14 protein-coding genes are annotated in these 17,896 nt (G+C 37.7%); 2 read left to right on the top strand and 12 right to left on the bottom strand.

Going from position 1 to position 17,896, the window contains the following annotated elements; all coding sequences use genetic code 11:
* Positions 1–31: 31 nt before the first annotated feature.
* From udk to gyrA, 10 genes are all read right to left on the bottom strand, one after another.
* Positions 32–670: a uridine kinase gene (udk, locus tag KUA57_RS06625; RefSeq protein WP_001181377.1), complete on the bottom strand. Its 639-nt coding sequence runs from the start codon at positions 668–670 to the stop codon at positions 32–34.
* 112 nt (positions 671–782) lie between these two features.
* Complete coding sequence (truB, locus tag KUA57_RS06620) at positions 783–1,661, bottom strand: tRNA pseudouridine(55) synthase TruB (RefSeq protein ID WP_218493901.1); 879 nt, start codon at positions 1,659–1,661, stop codon at positions 783–785.
* A 19-nt stretch (positions 1,662–1,680) separates the two neighbouring features.
* Complete coding sequence (locus KUA57_RS06615; RefSeq protein WP_218493900.1) at positions 1,681–2,766, bottom strand: AAA family ATPase; 1,086 nt, start codon at positions 2,764–2,766, stop codon at positions 1,681–1,683.
* Positions 2,767–3,567, bottom strand: a complete 801-nt coding sequence (locus KUA57_RS06610) for a V-type ATP synthase subunit I domain-containing protein (protein ID WP_218493899.1) — start codon at positions 3,565–3,567, stop codon at positions 2,767–2,769. It abuts the gene before it with no gap.
* 9 nt (positions 3,568–3,576) lie between these two features.
* The gene (locus tag KUA57_RS06605) at positions 3,577–5,247 is read right to left on the bottom strand and encodes a hypothetical protein (protein WP_218493898.1); all 1,671 of its coding nucleotides are present in this window, start codon (positions 5,245–5,247) and stop codon (positions 3,577–3,579) included.
* A gap of 7 nt (positions 5,248–5,254) precedes the next feature.
* Positions 5,255–6,529: a DUF2130 domain-containing protein gene (locus KUA57_RS06600; RefSeq protein ID WP_218493897.1), complete on the bottom strand. Its 1,275-nt coding sequence runs from the start codon at positions 6,527–6,529 to the stop codon at positions 5,255–5,257.
* A gap of 95 nt (positions 6,530–6,624) precedes the next feature.
* On the bottom strand, positions 6,625–7,905 hold the full coding sequence (locus KUA57_RS06595) for an O-acetylhomoserine aminocarboxypropyltransferase/cysteine synthase family protein (RefSeq protein WP_218493896.1): 1,281 nt from the start codon (positions 7,903–7,905) through the stop codon (positions 6,625–6,627).
* Between the two features lie 147 nt (positions 7,906–8,052).
* Positions 8,053–8,850 (bottom strand): formate/nitrite transporter family protein, encoded by a 798-nt coding sequence (locus KUA57_RS06590; RefSeq protein WP_218493895.1) that lies wholly within the window; start codon positions 8,848–8,850, stop codon positions 8,053–8,055.
* Positions 8,851–8,993: 143 nt separating this feature from the next.
* Positions 8,994–9,737: a class A sortase gene (locus tag KUA57_RS06585; RefSeq protein ID WP_218493894.1), complete on the bottom strand. Its 744-nt coding sequence runs from the start codon at positions 9,735–9,737 to the stop codon at positions 8,994–8,996.
* Positions 9,737–12,205 carry a DNA gyrase subunit A gene (gene gyrA, locus KUA57_RS06580; protein ID WP_218493893.1) on the bottom strand — a complete coding sequence of 823 codons (2,469 nt, stop codon included), beginning with the start codon at positions 12,203–12,205 and terminating at the stop codon, positions 9,737–9,739. Before gyrA ends, KUA57_RS06585 begins: the two co-directional genes overlap by 1 nt.
* Positions 12,206–12,399: 194 nt before the next feature.
* Between gyrA and KUA57_RS06575 the strand changes: the two genes are divergently transcribed.
* Positions 12,400–13,386 carry an L-lactate dehydrogenase gene (locus KUA57_RS06575; RefSeq protein WP_000204729.1) on the top strand — a complete coding sequence of 329 codons (987 nt, stop codon included), beginning with the start codon at positions 12,400–12,402 and terminating at the stop codon, positions 13,384–13,386.
* Positions 13,387–14,084: 698 nt separating this feature from the next.
* Here KUA57_RS06575 and KUA57_RS06570 read toward each other — a convergent pair.
* Positions 14,085–15,314, bottom strand: coding sequence for a tetratricopeptide repeat protein (locus KUA57_RS06570; protein WP_061864172.1), 1,230 nt, complete (start codon positions 15,312–15,314; stop codon positions 14,085–14,087).
* Positions 15,304–16,470, bottom strand: a complete 1,167-nt coding sequence (locus KUA57_RS06565; protein ID WP_061864173.1) for an AI-2E family transporter — start codon at positions 16,468–16,470, stop codon at positions 15,304–15,306. Before KUA57_RS06565 ends, KUA57_RS06570 begins: the two co-directional genes overlap by 11 nt.
* Positions 16,471–16,624: 154 nt before the next feature.
* Here KUA57_RS06565 and KUA57_RS06560 point away from each other — a divergent pair, with 154 nt between their 5' ends.
* A complete protein-coding gene (locus tag KUA57_RS06560) occupies positions 16,625–17,638 on the top strand; it encodes a lactonase family protein (protein WP_061590106.1) in 1,014 nt (337 codons plus the stop codon).
* The last annotated feature ends 258 nt before the right edge of the window (positions 17,639–17,896 follow it).

Below are 17,896 nucleotides of genomic sequence, written 5' to 3'. Positions count from 1 at the left end.
TAGAAAAAGGAGGCAAGGCCTCCACATTTGATTATTTGCTGTTTCGAGCTTCCTCCAAAATCTTTTCGATCTTGGTGGTCAACAGATCAATAGCAACTGTATTGCTAACCCCTTCAGGAATGACGATATCCGCATAACGCTTGGTTGGCTCGATAAACTGGTGGTACATAGGTTTAACCACACCTAAGTACTGGTCAATAACGCTATCAAGACTACGGCCACGCTCCTCCATATCACGCTTGATACGACGAATAATGCGCACATCATCATCCGTATCTACAAAAATCTTGATATCCATCAAATCGCGCAGGCGCTTGTCCTCCAAGACCAAAATTCCCTCAACGATAAAGACATCTTGAGGCTCTTGACGATAGGTCTTGCTACTTCGTGTATGCTCTGTATAGTCATAGGTCGGGATGTCCACCGGACGCCCTGCCAACAATTCCTTAATCTGCTCGATCATCAAGTCTGTATCAAAGGCAAAAGGATGGTCGTAGTTGGTTTTGACACGCTCTTCAAAGGTCAAATGAGACTGATCCTTGTAGTATGAATCATGCTCAATCATGGAAATCTTTTCATCAGGAAAATGCGATAAAATGGCTCTTGAAACACTGGTCTTACCTCCACCAGAACCACCTGTCACTCCGATAATGATTGGTCTATTTTGCATGCTATCCTCCGTTTTTTTATCCGTCGTCTATTCTATCACATTTTTTGCAAAATTTATAGTCTGATTTGGATAGTCTTAGGGAAACATTTCCAATCCCTAAACCTCAGTTAGGCTAGATAAAAACCTTCCTTGGCTTGTAGAGATTGTCCCTTTTTTCTAAAATAGCTAGCAATTTATCTCCCTCAAAGGCAGCTAATTCTTGGTCTGTTTGGGCGAGCTCGATAAAACGACCAAAGCGCACTTCTGTAGCCTCTTCTGGACTTAGAAAAACTTTGACAAGGTCCCCAGTCCCAATCTCTAGAGGATGGAGAAAGTCCAGCTGACCAGCCTCAACTCTTTCAGCAATTTCTTTCAAGGTAAGAGCATCCTCCAGTTGCAAACCTGCTGCACTAGTCCGTGTCAGATGTGACATATGAGCTGCATAACCAAGCTTCTCACCTAAATCAACCGATAAGGTACGGATATAAGTTCCTTTGCTACATTTCACACGAAAAGTGAATCGTGCAAGATGGCCATCATAAGAAATCGGACTTGTCCGCTCAAAGCTATAAATAGTTACCTGACGTTCTGGACGCTCCACTTCCTGACCAGCACGCGCATACTCATAGAGCTTACGACCATTGACCTTTACTGCCGAATACATAGGCGGAATCTGAGTAATAGGTCCAGTCAAGCTAGCAATCGCTTCATCGACAAGCTTTTCATCCAAAGGAGACAAAACAGGTGTTTCTGCGACCACTTCCCCACTGGCATCCTCAGTTGTCGTGGAATAACCGAGAGTAATCTCCCCCTCATAGACCTTGCCCTCATCCTGCATAAACTCGACCATGCGAGTCGCCTTGCCAACCGCAATAGGCAAAACACCCACCACATCCGGATCCAAGGTCCCACCATGCCCGATTTTCTTGGTTCCCAAAATCTTACGCAGTTTAAAAACCGCATCATGCGAAGTCATCCCCGCTTCTTTTTTTAAGTTGATAATACCGTTCATTTTTGCTTTCTAATTTCATTCATGAAATATCTTCTTCAAGAATCGTAATGTAATTATCTTTTGTAACAAAAGATAGTGTGGCTAATCTTATTGCTTGGTTCATAATTATCCTGTCAAATACATTTCTTACAAATCGCCCATTTGCATTTTTATTTTCAGGATTGCAACTATGTAATTCTAAATATTTTTTTAATTTTTCTTTTGCAGAATCATGCAAAATGTACTCTTCACTTTTGCAATATGAAAGAAAAATATCAAACATTTGGTCCACAGTATAATCTTCAAACGTAATAAAATAATTAAATCTTGATTTTAACCCAGGATTAGATTCAAAAAATTTTTTCATCAATTCATCATATCCAGCAACAATAACCACCAAATCATCACGATAGTCTTCTAATGCTTTTGTTAACTCAGTTAAACACTCTCGACCATAACTATCACTTTTATCGTTTTCAGTAATACTATATGCTTCATCAATAAACAATACACCACCTTTGGCTTTTTGTATCAATCTCTTCACTTTCGAAGCCGTCTGTCCTTGATATTCTGCTATTAAGTCTGTTCTACTTGCCTCTATAAAGTGACCTTTACTTAGTATTCCTAATGAACGATACATATTCCCAACGATTCTAGCCACAGTAGTTTTACCGGTACCTGGATTACCTAAAAACGCCATATGCATAGTTCTATTTGTTTTTTTAAGACCGATTTTTTCTCTACTTTGTTGAACTTTATTAAACGCTACTAAATCTTTAATTTCTTTCTTAACATTTTCTAAACCAATTAGTGACTTTAAATCATTTGCTAGTTCTTCAAATGATTTATGATTTGTTTCTTTCAAAATCAAATAATTTGTATCAATAACTCTAGAGCCAAGATATTTATACAATAATTCCAATATGCTAGTTTGCTTATCTTTGATTTTTGAGAATGTCTCTTTACTTGTCAAGTTTCCTAATCGTTTTATAAATTCTAACTCAGCATTTTTAAGATTATCAACTATATCTTGAAGAATTATTTCCAATTCATAAGTATTATTTGTTAAATCATCCAGTTTTTTCACTTCCGATTTTAACAATTTTAAATAAGTTTCACTAATCATCTACATTCCTTTAAACAATAGAAATAATACTATTATAACAACAGCGACTCCAAGAGTATAGAATCCTTTTCTAAGGAAACTAATCTCTTTTTGTTTTTCCTCTAGTTCAGTTTGAAATTTCTCGACAATTAAAGTAAGATTTTTACCTTCCTCTATTAATCGAACATTCATCTTATCTACATCGTTTTTAAGATTATTTTGTGTTTCTTCAACTTGGAAACGCAAATCGTTAAAACTATTTTCTATTTTCACTAATGTTTTTAGCTTCGCTTTTAAACTATCAATTTCATTATGAATTTCACTTTGCTTATCTTCAAGTTGTTCTAACTCTTCTAGCTTTTTATGATGTTTCTTCAATATATCAATTAAATCTTTATTCTGTTTAAAAACATCATCTAATAGTTTGTTATTACCTATTTGATATTCTTCTATTTCGTGCAATCCCTGTATAGCTTTATTATTTGCCTCTTTGGCTGCAATCAAAGATTTTGAAATACTTTGAATATACTCATCATCCAATATTTGAAAAGTTTCGTAAATAGTATTAAATTCTTGAATAATCTTTTTTATGTGAATATTTTGTTCAATCATTCTATTTTGAACAGCATCAGTAAGAGCGTTCAAATCTTTACCCTTAACATCATATTCCATTCCAATAAAGCCTAACATAGGATCATCTGTTGGAACTGTTGGTAAATCTGACTGTTCAGGGATCTCTTCACTAAAGGCTTTTAGCTCTTGTTTTTTTTCATTAAATCTTTCAGAATTTGCTAAAACTTGAATCTCTAATTCTTCTGACATAATATTCTCCTATAATAAATCGTTTAATGCAGTTTGCATTTCTTCAAGTTCACTTTGCTTTTCATCAAAGTAAATTTCATTAGCTAATAATCGCTGTTTGAAATCAATCTTTGAATTAGAAAACTCTTCATCAACATTGCCAAGTAGTTCTCTTAGTTTTTGATGGTTCTTAGCCATCTTACTGAAGATATCATTTCGCTTAACAGCAACATTTTGCTCGGCAACAAAAATTTGAACATCCTGAATTCTTAGCAATTCGTTCTTCTTATCAGCTTGTTGTTTTTTGTTCTCATCTTGTAGTTTCCTTGATATAAAGCCATCAAGTCCGTTAATGATTATTGCTCCCAAGATTCCAGTTAGTAAACTTGCAAAGAACATCCCTAAAATATTAGCAATTGTTCCTAGAAGTTTTATTTCAAAAGTCATACCTGGTATCTTATTTAAGAACTGTTCAAAATATTCTCCTAAAAACATTGCTCCTACACCTAATAATGCGGATGTAATAATTTTTGAAACATGGGCAATTTTAATTGCAGTAGAATGAGATTGATTTTCAGGGTTTGATAGATAAGAGATACTTTCTCTAATTGAACCAAATAATTGTTTAAACAAGTTTGGAAGTTTTTGTAATTTCTGGTTAAATGCTCCAATAATTTCTCCCACGATACTCCCAACAAAACTATCAATACCTACTTTGATAAAATCTCTAATTTTACCAAAGAAGGAATGAAGTGCTTTTTTCATTTCCTCTATAAATGTATCAAAAGATTGTTTTTTTGCTTTAAAATACCTCACTAAAGCATTCATAATTTCCTTCAGCATCCCAAATAATGCTGCAATAAACATAGCTTTTATAGCATCTTTACCAGCTTTATTAGCCATTCTAACAGAAGCTTTCTTTGCAATATCCTTATTAATAGCTTTCTTCGCTGTTTTTTCAGATTTGAGCATTTTCTTCGAATCAGCTTCTAATTTATCATTTAATCTTTTATTATTTTCAGCTTTATGATTTCGCTTTTCGGCATCTGAGATTTTCATCTTATCAATTTTTTTATTAGCTCTTTCAACTTGTTCTTTTAGATTTTTTTCTCTCTCTTCTCTATTCTTTATATATTCACTATTGGATTTTGCTCCTTTACTTTTATTAAGTGATTCGTTTGTTGCAGCAAAATTTTCTGATTTATTTGCTAAATCAACAGTCTCTATATCAGCAATTTTCCTCCATGGATTTTCAAAAATCTGTTTTCGCGGTACGACGTGATCCAAATTAGCTTTTTCGTTAATTTTTATTGTTTTTCCAGTATATTCATCCTTTAAATTTCCATTTTTTTGCCTTTCTTTCATAGCATTATTTGCATCAGTATACCTTTTATCTTTCATTATTTTAGCACCCTCTTCTTTTGTATAACCATTAGGATGTTTATCGTTATACTGCTTAAGAAGCGTGTCGCTTGTCATATCTAAACCAATTTGGTTCGCAAATTGACTCCAAATTTCATCTAAAATAACATCTCCTAATTTATCCGGCGAACTAATTTCTTTACATTCTAGTTCTAATTTCTCAAGATTAGAGAACTCCATTGTAAATTGCTGTTCCAATAGTTCTTCTAACTCATCATAGTTTAAATTTTCAGACTCATTTACTTCTTCAGTATTCAATACTAATAATTCATTTTCCACTGCTTCCTCATTCCCCCTTCAGTGCTTCAAATTTCGCTTTCATAGTTGGATTTTTTCGAGTCAATTTTTTAACAGAGACATCTTCCAATTTGTTGTTAGCCAGACGGAGTTGGTTTTCGGATGTGGTTAGGAACTTCTTGACCTCTTCCATGCGTTTGATGGCCTTGTCGATTTCATCAATAGCTTTACCAAAGTTAGTCGAAGCTGAATTGTAATTCTTGGCAAAAGCTAATTTAAAGGCATCCAAGTCTTCCTCAAAGTGAGTGATATCAATGTTTTGTTCACGAACAAGTGCTAACTCTTGCTTGTATTTTAGGGAATTAAGCGCCGCATTTCGCAAGAGCCCAATCAACTGGATAAAGAACTGAGGGCGAACCACATACATCTTTTCATACTCGTGACTGACGTCAACAATCCCTGTATTAAAGTAGTCATTATCAGCCTCAAGCATGGTCACCAAAACCGCATATTCACAGTCCTTTTCACGACGGTCCTTGTCCAATTCCTTGTAGAAGTCCGCGTTCTTGTGCTTCTTCTCTGTCCCGTCCGCTTCATTTTTCATCTCAAACATGATGGAAATGATTTCAACTCCATTTTCATCACATTCACGGAAGATAAAGTCCCCCTTAGACCCACGCGCAGAGACCTTGTTATCCTTCTCAAAGTAAGCATTTGGAAAGGCGAAACTACGGACCTTGTTAAACTCACTTTCCGCATACTGTTCCAGACTTTCCCCGATAGCTTTTGTAGATTGTTGAGCTTTGAAATTCTTATAAAATTCGACCTGTTCACTAGCTGCCTTGAGTTGAGCTTCGTAGTTTTGCTTAACTGAAGCAAGAGAAAGCTCGTTTTCCTTTTCTTGCAGTAGGAGCTGATTTTTAACCTGATCCCGTTCTTTTTCTAGGTCAGAGAGGGTCTTTTGCAGTTGATTTTCATGCTCCAAACGCAAGGTTGCCAATTGGTTTTCCAAGGCCTGCACTTCCTTGTCCTTTGCTAAGAGAGCCTCATGGCTTGTCTGTTCAACCTCCTTCTTAGCCAACTCTTTCTCTGTATCAAAGTTTTGGATTTGACTCTGCAATTGCGCAATTTCTTGGTCTTTTTGAGCTAGTTTAGACTGTTGCTCATTCATGGCCTTTTGCTCAGCCAAGGCCAGTTCCTGCTTCATGCGATCGTGCAATTCCTTATCAAACTCTGCCGTTCTTACTTGGGACAAAAGTTCGGCATACTGGCTTTCATTTACTGTAAAGACTTCCCCACAGTTGGGACATTTGATTTCGTTCATATCGTTCCTCTTTCTAGACTTCTGTAACCATTATATCATGCCTGAGGGAAAATCAAAAACAGTGAGTCGAGACCCACTGTTTATCTTCTTTTTCTTTAAATTTTTTCCAAGGCCAAGCGCAAGTCTTCAATCAAATCTTCTACATTTTCAAGACCGATAGACAAGCGGATTTGGTTTGGTGTGACACCTGCGGCTTCTAAGTCTTTTTCTGACAATTGACCGTGAGTAGTTGTTGCTGGGTGAACAACAAGAGACTTGGCATCTGCCACATTTGCAAGGTCAGAGAAGATTTCCAAATTATCAATAACCTTGCGTGCTTCTGCCTCCCCACCTTTGACATGGAAGGTAAAGATTGAACCCACACCTTTAGGCAAGTATTTCTCAGCCAAGGCATGGTAAGGACTATCAGCAAGTTTTGGATAATTGACCTTTTCTACCTTAGGATGGTTGACAAGGAAATCAACAATTTTCTCTGCATTTTGCACATGGCGTTCCACGCGAAGAGAAAGGGTTTCCAGTCCTTGGAGTAACAAGAAGGCATTAAATGGCGACAAGGCTGCACCTGTATCACGAAGCAATTGAACACGGACAGCGATAATAAAGGCTGCTGCCCCCACATCACGAGTATAGCTCAAATTGTGATAACTTGGATCCTCGTCAACAAATTGAGGGAATTTCCCTGAAGCCGCCCAGTCAAAACGACCGCTATCGACAATCACTCCACCAATAGTCGTACCATGCCCTCCGATAAACTTAGTCGCAGAGTGAATAGCAATATCTACACCGTGAGAAAAAACGTTAATCAAATAAGGTGTTGCAAAGGTATTATCTGAAACGAGTGGAATCTGGTGTTTATGCGCAATCTCAGCCAATTTTTCCAAGTCAGGAATATTTATCAAGGGATTCCCCAAGGTTTCAATCAAGACAAGCTTGGTATTGTCTTTGATCGTTGCTTCCACTTCTTCCATATTATCCACATCGACAAAGGTTGTTGTGATACCATAACGAGGAAGGGTTTCCTTCAAGAGATTGAAGGTCCCACCGTAAATAGTTGAGGCTGCTACTACATGGTCACCAGCATGGGCAAGAGCCAAAATCGTATAAGTCACTGCTGCCATACCTGATGCTGTTGCAAGAGCTCCAACACCACCTTCAAGAGCAGCGATTCTTTCTTCAAAAGCAGCTGTTGTAGGGTTGGTGATACGAGTATAAATGTTCCCTGGTTTTCTCAAGGCAAACAAATCGGCACCTTCCTGCGTGTCATCAAAAACAAAGGATGTTGTTTGATAAATCGGCACTGCACGAGACTTGGTAGCTGGATCCACAACTTGACCAGCATGCAGTTGCAAAGTTTCAAATTTAAAATCACGAGTCATAGGGCGACCTCCAAATAGTTTGATTAAGGATATTGTAGCACCTTAAGTTATAGTTTACAAATATCAGTTTTCTATATTTTGATATAAGAAATAGCTATTACCCTATTTAAAAGATGAAAAAAGCACGACTCAATCGTGCTCATTTTCTTAATCTACATAAGTATCTTCATTTTTATTGAGGAAGGCATATGGAAGACCCATCAAGAGGCCTCCTCCGATAAAGTTTCCAATGAAGGTTACACCCCAGTGGCGAAGCATATTCCCAACACCGAAATTAGCAATTGAATCTGCTGCAACACTAAACTTAACAATCGCAAAAGAAGCAAAGTTCGCAGCAATGTGTTCGTTTGTTAAGAATACAAACATGTAAATAGCTGACAACACAAGCCAAAGTTTGGCACCACCATCTTTGACCAAAACAAATGAAAGAATCGCAATATTTACGAAAATATTTGCCAAAATCGCCTCAAGCAAGATTAATTCATTTGAACGGCCTAACTTCATCTCAACAACCCCTGAGATAAAACTATCGTGAGTCAGATGTGCATAAGCTGCTGAGTGGGCAAAGCCCCAACCTGCTATCAAAGCCCCGATAAGGTTGAACAAGGTACAGTAAAGTAAAATCTCAGCTGTCTTTCTCCAAGAGATTTTTTTCAAGAAACTACCAGCAGTTAAGAACATCATGTTTGATGTTACCAACTCGGCATTCAAGAAAACAATGTAGGCCAAGCCCCAAGCAAATACAAATGGGAAGAGGAAGCGTCCACTACCTGGTACGATCTTATTAATCAAGTCAGCCCCTACTGCACCCGCAGCTGTACTGAAAGTTAAGAATGCACCTGCAAACATAGAACGAATCGCATACTTAAATTTGCTTTGACTATAAAGACTTTCCTTCTTCTTGCAAGCAAATTCAATTTTTGAGATAAATTCTGAAGAAACCATAATAAACTCCTAAAACTTTTATTTGTGATAATTATATCACAAACTTTAGAATTAAGGAAACGTTTTCTGTATTTCATAAAAGTTTATTTTATGAAAATATTAAAAGAATCAATGAAACTTAATCTTCACTGATTCTTTTAGAACTAATAAAATTGTTTATATGGTTGATTGAAGGCTGTCAGAGTTTCATCAGATGTTTGTGAATAATCTTTTGTTTCTTTCAAATCACCCTTTACAATGATCCGCTCAGTAGCTGCTGCATCCTCACAAGTTACTAAAGTAATTTCATCAACACCAGTTCGGTCATCAATTTCATCTACTCTATCTGGTGTAACTCGTTTCACTTCACTAATTTCATAGGTATACACTTTATTCTTGTCTGTCAAGTGAATTTTCATCCCTTTTTTCGCACGATCTAGTGGAGAAAAAAGCATCTGACTAGCATTATCACCTGTGAAAATATGATGGCTAGCTAATGAATAATTCCCTTTACCCATTTCTTGGTCACGCTTCATGGTACCCGCACCATATAAAAGATTGACATTTGCAATCCCCTTAAAGATAGGTAAATTAATTTCAAGCTCAGGTATTGCAATTCCTCCGATAACAGGTAATTTTTGATTATCCCATTGAGAGGCTAAAACAGCTTCAGAGGAAATGGCTTTTACTGAATCAAAATCAAAATTTCCCTCTGTGTCCTGATTTTCTTCAATTTTTTCTTTTGATACTTGACTAACTTGGTATTTATTGCTATTCCAAGCAATAAATGCATCACGAATCTTTGCATTAAAAATTAAAGCAATAGAGATCAGTATGAGAAATACAGCTAAGATATTTGTCAGCAGATTTTTTCGTTTGATTTTCTTATTATTCTTTTTATGAGACATTATGCTTCACCTTCTGTTTCGTTTTCTGCCCCAACTTCTTCTTTCTCTGCGGCTGCAACCGTTGTAAAGGTTACAATTTTGGCATCTTGATCCAGGCGCATCACCTTAACTCCCATAGTTGAGCGACCTGTTTGTGAAATATTGGCAACATTGGTTCGAATCATGACACCTGTATCAGTGATAATCATCAAATCTTCATCACCTTTAACGGTCATAAGACCAGCAAGAAAACCGTTCTTTTCTGTAATCTTAGCGGTTTGCATTCCTTTACCACCACGACCTTTAGTTGGATATTCGGTCGCAACTGTGCGCTTACCATAGCCCTTTTCTGTGATGATAAGAACCTCGTCCTGGTCTGTAATCACACTAGCACCAACAACTGTGTCTCCGTCACGAAGGTTAACACCTTTCACACCAGTGGCGATACGACTCATATCACGAACAACTGATTGATTAAAGCGAACTGCATAACCAAGCTTGGTACCAATGATAATATCCGTATTTTCTTCTGTTAGTAATACATTAATTAGCTCATCTTCATCTTTGAGGTTTAAAGCCTTAAGTCCATTTTGACGAATGTTAGCAAATTCCTTAACGCTGGTTCTCTTCACAATACCATGACGAGTTGTGAAGAAGAGGTAAGCATCATCGCTGCGTTCAGATTCAACATTGATGATGGTCTGAATACTTTCACCTTCATCCAATTTCAAAAGATTGACAATTGGCAATCCCTTAGCAGTACGGCCATATTCAGGAATTTCATATCCTTTCAGGCGATAGACACGTCCTTTATTTGTAAAGAAGAGTAGGTGATCATGGGTACTAGTTGACACTAACTCACGAACAAAATCGTCATCCTTGACACCAGTTCCTTGAACACCACGACCCCCACGTTTTTGAGCAGTAAACTCAGCTTGGTCCAGACGTTTGATGTATCCTTTGTTAGAAAGAGTGATTAAGACATCTGATTCTTCAATCAAATCTTCATCTTCAAGACTCAAGACTTCACCGACCATTAATTCAGTACGACGTTGGTCGCCAAACTTACGCTTAACTTCGTCTAATTCATCTTTGATGATCTGAGAAACACGTTCCGGCTTAGCAAGAATATCTGCTAAATCGGCAATCAGAGCCAAGAGATCATCATACTCAGACTGAATTTTATCACGTTCCAAACCTGTCAAACGACGAAGACGCATATCAAGAATAGCTTGACTTTGACGTTCAGAAAGCTTAAACTTGCTCATCAACTCAGCTTGTGCTTCCGCATCCGTTTCACTAGCACGGATGATACGAATCACTTCGTCGATATGGTCTAGTGCAATTAAGAGACCTTCCAAGATATGAGCACGCGCTTCTGCTTTTTCCTTATCAAAACGAGTACGACGAACAACCACTTCTTTTTGGTGTTCGATATAAGCATCCAAAATCTGACGAAGGGATAAAATCTTGGGTACCCCATTTTGGATAGCAAGCATATTGAAACCAAAGTTGGTTTGCATCTGGGTCATCTTGAAGAGATTATTAAGGATAACATTGGCCGAGGCATCACGTTTGACCTCGATTACGAAACGAACCCCTTCACGGTTTGATTCATCACGAACTGCAGTAATACCCTCAATACGTTTTTCCTGAACCAAACGAACAATATGCTCATGCACCTTTGTTTTATTGACCATATAAGGAAATTCTGTTACAACGATGCGCTCACGGCCAGTCTTAGTTTCTTCAATTTCAGTACGTGAACGAAGGACAATAGAACCTTTACCTGTTTCATAAGCCTTATGAATACCTGATTTCCCCATAACAAGAGCTCCAGTTGGAAAATCTGGCCCAGGTAAGACTTCCATCAAGTCCTTAGTGGTCACTTCAGGATTGTCCATGACCAACTTCACAGCATCAATAGTTTCACCCAAGTTATGAGGTGGAATATTGGTCGCCATACCGACAGCGATACCAGTAGCTCCATTAACTAAAAGATTTGGAAAACGAGCTGGAAGGACTAAAGGTTCACGTTCATTGGCATCATAGTTATCAACGAAATCAACCGTATTCTTATTGATATCTCGAAGCATTTCTAGAGCAATCTTGCTCATACGTGCCTCAGTATAACGCTGAGCGGCAGCACCATCTCCATCCATGGAACCAAAGTTTCCATGCCCATCTACAAGCATGTAACGGTAGCTCCACCATTGAGCCATGCGGACCATTGCTTCATAGATAGAGGAATCCCCGTGTGGGTGATATTTACCCATGACATCTCCAGTAATACGAGCAGATTTTTTATGGGGTTTGTCTGGAGTAACACCCAATTCATTCATTCCATAGAGAATCCGACGGTGAACCGGTTTCAAGCCATCTCGAACATCAGGAAGGGCCCGCGCTACGATAACACTCATGGCGTAGTCGATAAAGCTCGTCTTCATCTCCTTTGTCAGATTGACATTCACTAAATTTCTATCCTGCATTAATAAATGCCTCATTTCACTATTAGTAATTAACTATATTATACCATAATATCCGCCATATTTCAGGTATATAAAACCACTAAAACGTTTACATCAAGAACTGAAATGCATATCCGTGACAAAGCTTTTCAAAAGTGATAAAATTGAAATAACTGGGGAAATCCCTGAATAAAATTAAGGAGATGTTTAGAATAATGACTTCAACTAAACAACACAAAAAAGTTATACTTGTCGGTGATGGTGCTGTAGGTTCTTCTTACGCTTTTGCACTTGTTAACCAAGGAATTGCACAAGAGCTTGGAATTATCGAAATTCCACAATTGCATGAAAAAGCTGTTGGTGACGCGCTTGACCTTAGTCACGCCCTTGCCTTCACTTCACCTAAAAAAATCTATGCAGCTCAATACTCTGACTGTGCAGACGCTGATCTTGTTGTAATCACTGCAGGTGCGCCTCAAAAACCAGGTGAAACTCGTCTTGACCTTGTAGGTAAAAACCTTGCTATCAACAAATCAATCGTAACTCAAGTTGTTGAATCAGGTTTCAAAGGTATCTTCCTTGTTGCTGCTAACCCAGTTGACGTCTTGACTTACTCAACTTGGAAATTCTCTGGTTTCCCTAAAGAACGAGTTATCGGTTCAGGAACTTCACTTGACTCAGCTCGTTTCCGTCAAGCACTTGCTGAAAAATTGGATGTTGATGCTCGTTCAGTGCACGCCTACATCATGGGTGAACACGGTGACTCTGAGTTCGCTGTTTGGTCACACGCTAACATCGCTGGTGTAAACCTTGAAGAATTCCTTAAAGACACTCAAAATGTTCAAGAAGCTGAATTGATTGAATTGTTCGAAGGTGTTCGTGATGCAGCTTACACAATCATCAACAAAAAAGGTGCAACATACTACGGTATCGCAGTAGCCCTTGCTCGTATTACTAAAGCAATCCTTGACGATGAAAACGCAGTACTTCCCCTTTCAGTATTCCAAGAAGGTCAATACGGAGTTAAAAACGTCTTTATCGGGCAACCAGCTGTTGTAGGTGCACATGGTATTGTTCGTCCAGTAAATATCCCATTGAACGACGCAGAAACTCAAAAAATGCAAGCATCTGCAAATGAATTACAAGCTATTATTGACGAAGCATGGAAAAATCCAGAATTCCAAGCTGCTTCTAAAAACTAATTGTAACTAGGTTCTCATTTAATGAGAACTCCACACCGAAGACAAACATCATTTTAGTGTTTGTCTTTTTTATTTCTCCAGCTCTACTATCCTTAAAATATGTTGAACCCTCTATAAAATACTTTTCAATGCAAAACAAAAAACTTTCCTTCCCTGTTTTCCTTGCTTTTTCCGATTTAAGTCAATCTTAACTTCCAGTTGCTCACTTATAAACTTAGCTTGATTATCTAACACTTGGTAAGTATATTTGTGGTTATTGGATACGATTCAATCATAGATGAAGGAAAATCGAGAACTTACTCAACCTGACAAAGAATATAGTCTTGCGGAATTAGTCCCTCTAACGTGTAATAATCAACATGATTGCAATCGTAGTCTCGTTTTTTTATGAAACATGGCAAACATCTCACAACTTTTCTTACCCCTATTTTACAATTTCACACAAAGAAAAACCCTTAGAAACTTTTAGTCTAAGGGCTTTCTATTCAATCTGTCACTTATGAAATGAGAACTTTTTCTTTTACTATAAAGTCTAAGATTGTACTTTTAAAAATATTACTTATCTCACTTCTTATGCCTTATATTGGAAACTCGAATACAAACACAACAACGCAAATATACTCTCATCATACAATAGATAAAATAGCCTGTAGATTTTATTATCAAAAATGATTAGATACAGTTTTTAAAATATATCCTTACAATCTCTCAAATAGTTCTTGCATTTGCACATCATCTGGAACCAGTTTTAAGTAAGTTTGAGCATTGACTTTTGCTTCTTCAAAGTAGCCCAATTCACGCAAGAGATAGATATAGTGTTCCAGAAACTCTGGATTGTCCTTTAAATCTCCTGCCAACTCTTGATAATGCTCGTAGGCAGAATCCAAATCGTCCATTTCTTGATAGGAACGAGCAATCATCCACTTTGTCAAAAGATTTTCTGGCTCATCACTTTGTAAGTCTAGAATGTCCTCATAACGTTCCTGTTCTAGATAAATAGTTGCTAAACGGAGTAAGATTTCTTCCATATCCTCAGCGTCTTCTTTTGCAGTAAGGAGGTAGTTTTCTGCACCACTAGCATCATGCAATTCATAAGAAAATTGGGAAGCAGCTAGCAAGAGGCGAGTTTCAAAGGGATTTTTCTCTAAGCCTTGCTTAGCGATACGCAGGGCTTCTTGAACTTGATGTTCCTTATGTAAGGCCTGACTGTAACCATACTCATATCCTTCAAAGTCAGGTGAAATGGTATCAAGCTGCTTAAAATAGAGGACAGCTTTTTGGTATTCTTCTTGATCAAAGTAAAGACTGGCCAACTCAAAAGCTGTTAGGTCATCGTATTCTAACTCCAAGGCTTTTTCTAAAAACTCTGTAGCCGTTTCAAATTTCCCTAACTGTGCATAGGCAAAACCAATTCGTTGATAGGTGGAAATCCCTGTTTGCTCATAAATAGTACGATTATCTAACTGGGCATAGCCTTGAATGGCCTCTTGGTAATTTTCCAACTCACTATCCAACTCTGCCAAGCCCAATATCAAAAGAGGATCCTCTGAGTAACTCAAGGCTTCTAGTAATTTCTCACGCGCTACATCTTCCAAACCTTCCAGCTGGTAGAGGTCTGCTTTCAGAGCCAAAGCTGAAACATACCAGTCACTGTCAGCTTGGATTTCCTCAAGATAAGCAAAGGCTTCTTCGATTTGACCATCCTCGCTAGCAATAGCCGCTAGATTAAGATTAACCTCTGGAAAATCCCCTACAATTTTCAAGTAAATTTCCTTGGCCTGAGGATAAAAACCAATCCCTTCAAGATAGGTAGCTAACTCATACAGAAGGTCACTTGGATCATTTTCTAAAGCTTTGACGAAATAGTGCTCAGCCTTGGTTAAATCTTGCTCTTCCAAGGCCTGTAACATCTGTTGACTATTGTTCACTCTTGATTTCCTCTCCCTCTACTTCATATAGGCCACTGACTACCTTATACCATTCAAAAATGGCCGAAATGACAACCTTAGCAGAAGCATAAACCGGAATACCGAGTAAAACTCCCCAAATACCAAACATAGATCCTGAAGTTAACAAGACAAAAAGAACATTAATGGGATGGATATTCAATTGACTTCCCAAAATCAGTGGAGAGACAAAACGGCCTTCAATAGTTTGTTCTACGATAAAGACAATTACCACTTTCAACAGCATAACTGGACCAGCAATCAAGCCCAAAACTAAGGCAGGAAGCATGGCTAGGAAGCTACCCAGATAAGGAACCAGATTTAAAATACCAGCAGTTACACCCAGCGTAACCGCATAGCGTAGACCTATAATCTTGAAAAAGATGATAAACATTACTGCTACAATAATAGCTACTGTTACTTGTCCTCTAACATAGTTGGACAACTGTTGATTCACATCTGACAAAACCTGTCCTACAGGTTCCTTCAATTTCGTTGGCATGAATTGGGTTAAATAGTTACGCAAGCCTTTCCCATCACGCAAGAGATAAAAGAGCATGAAAGGAACGATAATCAAGGCAACAATCACTTGAGATGCCCCGCTAATAAAGGCACTCACCCAGTTGACTGCCTGAGATGAAACTTTACTTGCCCAAACTGTAGCCTGACTAGAGAAGTTTGTTAAAACTTGCTCTAACTGAGGTCTGAAATCATCTGGTAAACGCTTGGTGACCAAATCATTAATAACTCGATCAGCATCTTCGAGATAGATTGGTACATTTCTTGCAAAGGTTAAAACTTGACGTTGCAGACTTGGAATAGCCACTGCCAAGCCCCAAATGATAAAGAGAGCGATGATGACAAAGACAATACTGATTGCGATGACGCGATTAATCTTATGCTTCTCCAACCAATCAACAATGGGATTCAGTAAATAGTATAGTAAACCAGATAGAATGACTGGCAACATCACGACTGCCAAAAAGTCTAAAACAGGTGAAAATAGAAAACTAATCTTGCTTAAAATAAAAAGATTCAGTCCCAATAATAAGGTTACCAAAAATACCGTAATTGCCTTGTTGTCCAAAAACCACTTGAAAAACCAAGATAGGCTAAAATGTTTCTCTTTTTGTTCCATAAATAATTCCTTTCTGTCATTCTTTCCATTATACCATTTTTAAATCAAAATAACTCTTTTTTAAAGTGCTTACATACTACTCAATTGCACCACATAGCATATTATAAATTAATTTTGTGATATAATAGACTTATCTTTATAAAGAGGTATAGTCATGAAAGAAACTGTTTATTTTGGAACTTATACACGTCGTACTTCCCAAGGGATTTACAAGGCAGACTTTGATACAGAAACTGGTCAGCTTTCAAATCTAGAACTTTTTGCAGCTGAACCAAGTCCAACCTACCTTGCCTTTGACCAGCACCAACATTTATACACTGTTGGTAGTCAAGACGATAAGGGGGGGATTGCAGCCTATCAAACTGATGGAACCTTATTAAATCATGTCGTGGAAAAAGGAGCTCCCCACTGTTATGTTGCCGTTGATGAAAAGCGTGATTTGGTTTACGCGGCAAACTACCACAAGGGACAGGTCCTTGTTTATAAACGCAAGGAAGATGGCAGTCTTCTACTTAGTGATGTAGATCAACACAGTGGCCAAGGTCCACATGAGAATCAAGCTTCTCCCCATGTTCACTTTACAGATTTAACACCTGACCACTATCTAGTGACCTGCGACTTAGGTACTGACCAAGTAATTACTTATGATCTTGATTCAGAAGGAAAATTATCTAAGCTCTATACCTATCATAGCCAGCCAGGAGCAGGCTCACGCCATATTATTTTCCATAACCATTATAAGATCGCTTATCTCATTTGTGAACTCAATAGCACTATCGAAGTTCTAATCTACGATGGTGTTGGCGAATTTGAACGCATGCAAGTCATTTCAACTCTACCAGAAGGTTACAAAGGTTTTAATGGAACTGCTGCTATTCGTCTCTCTAAAGACGGTAAATACCTCTACGCTTCTAACCGTGGTCATGATTCTATCGCAGTATATACAATTCTTGCGGATGGTAGCTTAGAGTTATTAGAAATCGTTCCGACACATGGTCAGACTCCACGTGATTTTGATTTGACACCGGATCAAGAATTTGTCATTGCTGTCCATCAGGACTCTGACAATGCAACCGTCTTTAAACGCAATCCTGAAACTGGTCGTCTAGCAGAACTTTCTAATGACTTCCATATACCAGAAGCCGTCTGCATCAGATTTGCTAATTAAGACAATTATAACCACACTTCTAACAAGTTCTACACACCATAGACAAACATCATTTTAGTGTTTGTCTTTTTTATATTTTCTAAACTACTCCCCTAAAAACTGAAAACTTTCTGCAAACACTTATCAATGAGAAATAAAAATTCTTCTCAGCCATCAATTAATTATCATGCATCTTACGGAGCGAAACATAGTATTATTTGATTAGAAAAAAAGAACCTTGCAAAGCAAGATTCTTTCAGTGTCTGACTTAAATAATTG

The organism is Streptococcus vulneris (assembly GCF_019218685.1).
In the GTDB taxonomy this organism is placed as follows: Bacteria; Bacillota; Bacilli; order Lactobacillales; family Streptococcaceae; genus Streptococcus; species Streptococcus vulneris.
Note: the sequence above shows the minus strand (reverse complement) of the source record. Positions and strands in the feature narration are given on the sequence as shown.

Excerpts from the sequence above, each read along its gene's own strand:
- udk (WP_001181377.1), bottom strand. The coding sequence starts at position 670 with ATGCAAAATAGACCAATCATTATCGGAGTGACAGGTGGTTCTGGTGGA.
- truB (WP_218493901.1), bottom strand. The coding sequence starts at position 1,661 with ATGAACGGTATTATCAACTTAAAAAAAGAAGCGGGGATGACTTCGCAT.
- KUA57_RS06615 (WP_218493900.1), bottom strand. The coding sequence starts at position 2,766 with ATGATTAGTGAAACTTATTTAAAATTGTTAAAATCGGAAGTGAAAAAA.
- KUA57_RS06610 (WP_218493899.1), bottom strand. The coding sequence starts at position 3,567 with ATGTCAGAAGAATTAGAGATTCAAGTTTTAGCAAATTCTGAAAGATTT.
- KUA57_RS06600 (WP_218493897.1), bottom strand. The coding sequence starts at position 6,529 with ATGAACGAAATCAAATGTCCCAACTGTGGGGAAGTCTTTACAGTAAAT.
- KUA57_RS06595 (WP_218493896.1), bottom strand. The coding sequence starts at position 7,905 with ATGACTCGTGATTTTAAATTTGAAACTTTGCAACTGCATGCTGGTCAA.
- KUA57_RS06590 (WP_218493895.1), bottom strand. The coding sequence starts at position 8,850 with ATGGTTTCTTCAGAATTTATCTCAAAAATTGAATTTGCTTGCAAGAAG.
- KUA57_RS06585 (WP_218493894.1), bottom strand. The coding sequence starts at position 9,737 with ATGTCTCATAAAAAGAATAATAAGAAAATCAAACGAAAAAATCTGCTG.
- gyrA (WP_218493893.1), bottom strand. The coding sequence starts at position 12,205 with ATGCAGGATAGAAATTTAGTGAATGTCAATCTGACAAAGGAGATGAAG.
- KUA57_RS06575 (WP_000204729.1), top strand. The coding sequence starts at position 12,400 with ATGACTTCAACTAAACAACACAAAAAAGTTATACTTGTCGGTGATGGT.
- KUA57_RS06565 (WP_061864173.1), bottom strand. The coding sequence starts at position 16,470 with ATGGAACAAAAAGAGAAACATTTTAGCCTATCTTGGTTTTTCAAGTGG.
- KUA57_RS06560 (WP_061590106.1), top strand. The coding sequence starts at position 16,625 with ATGAAAGAAACTGTTTATTTTGGAACTTATACACGTCGTACTTCCCAA.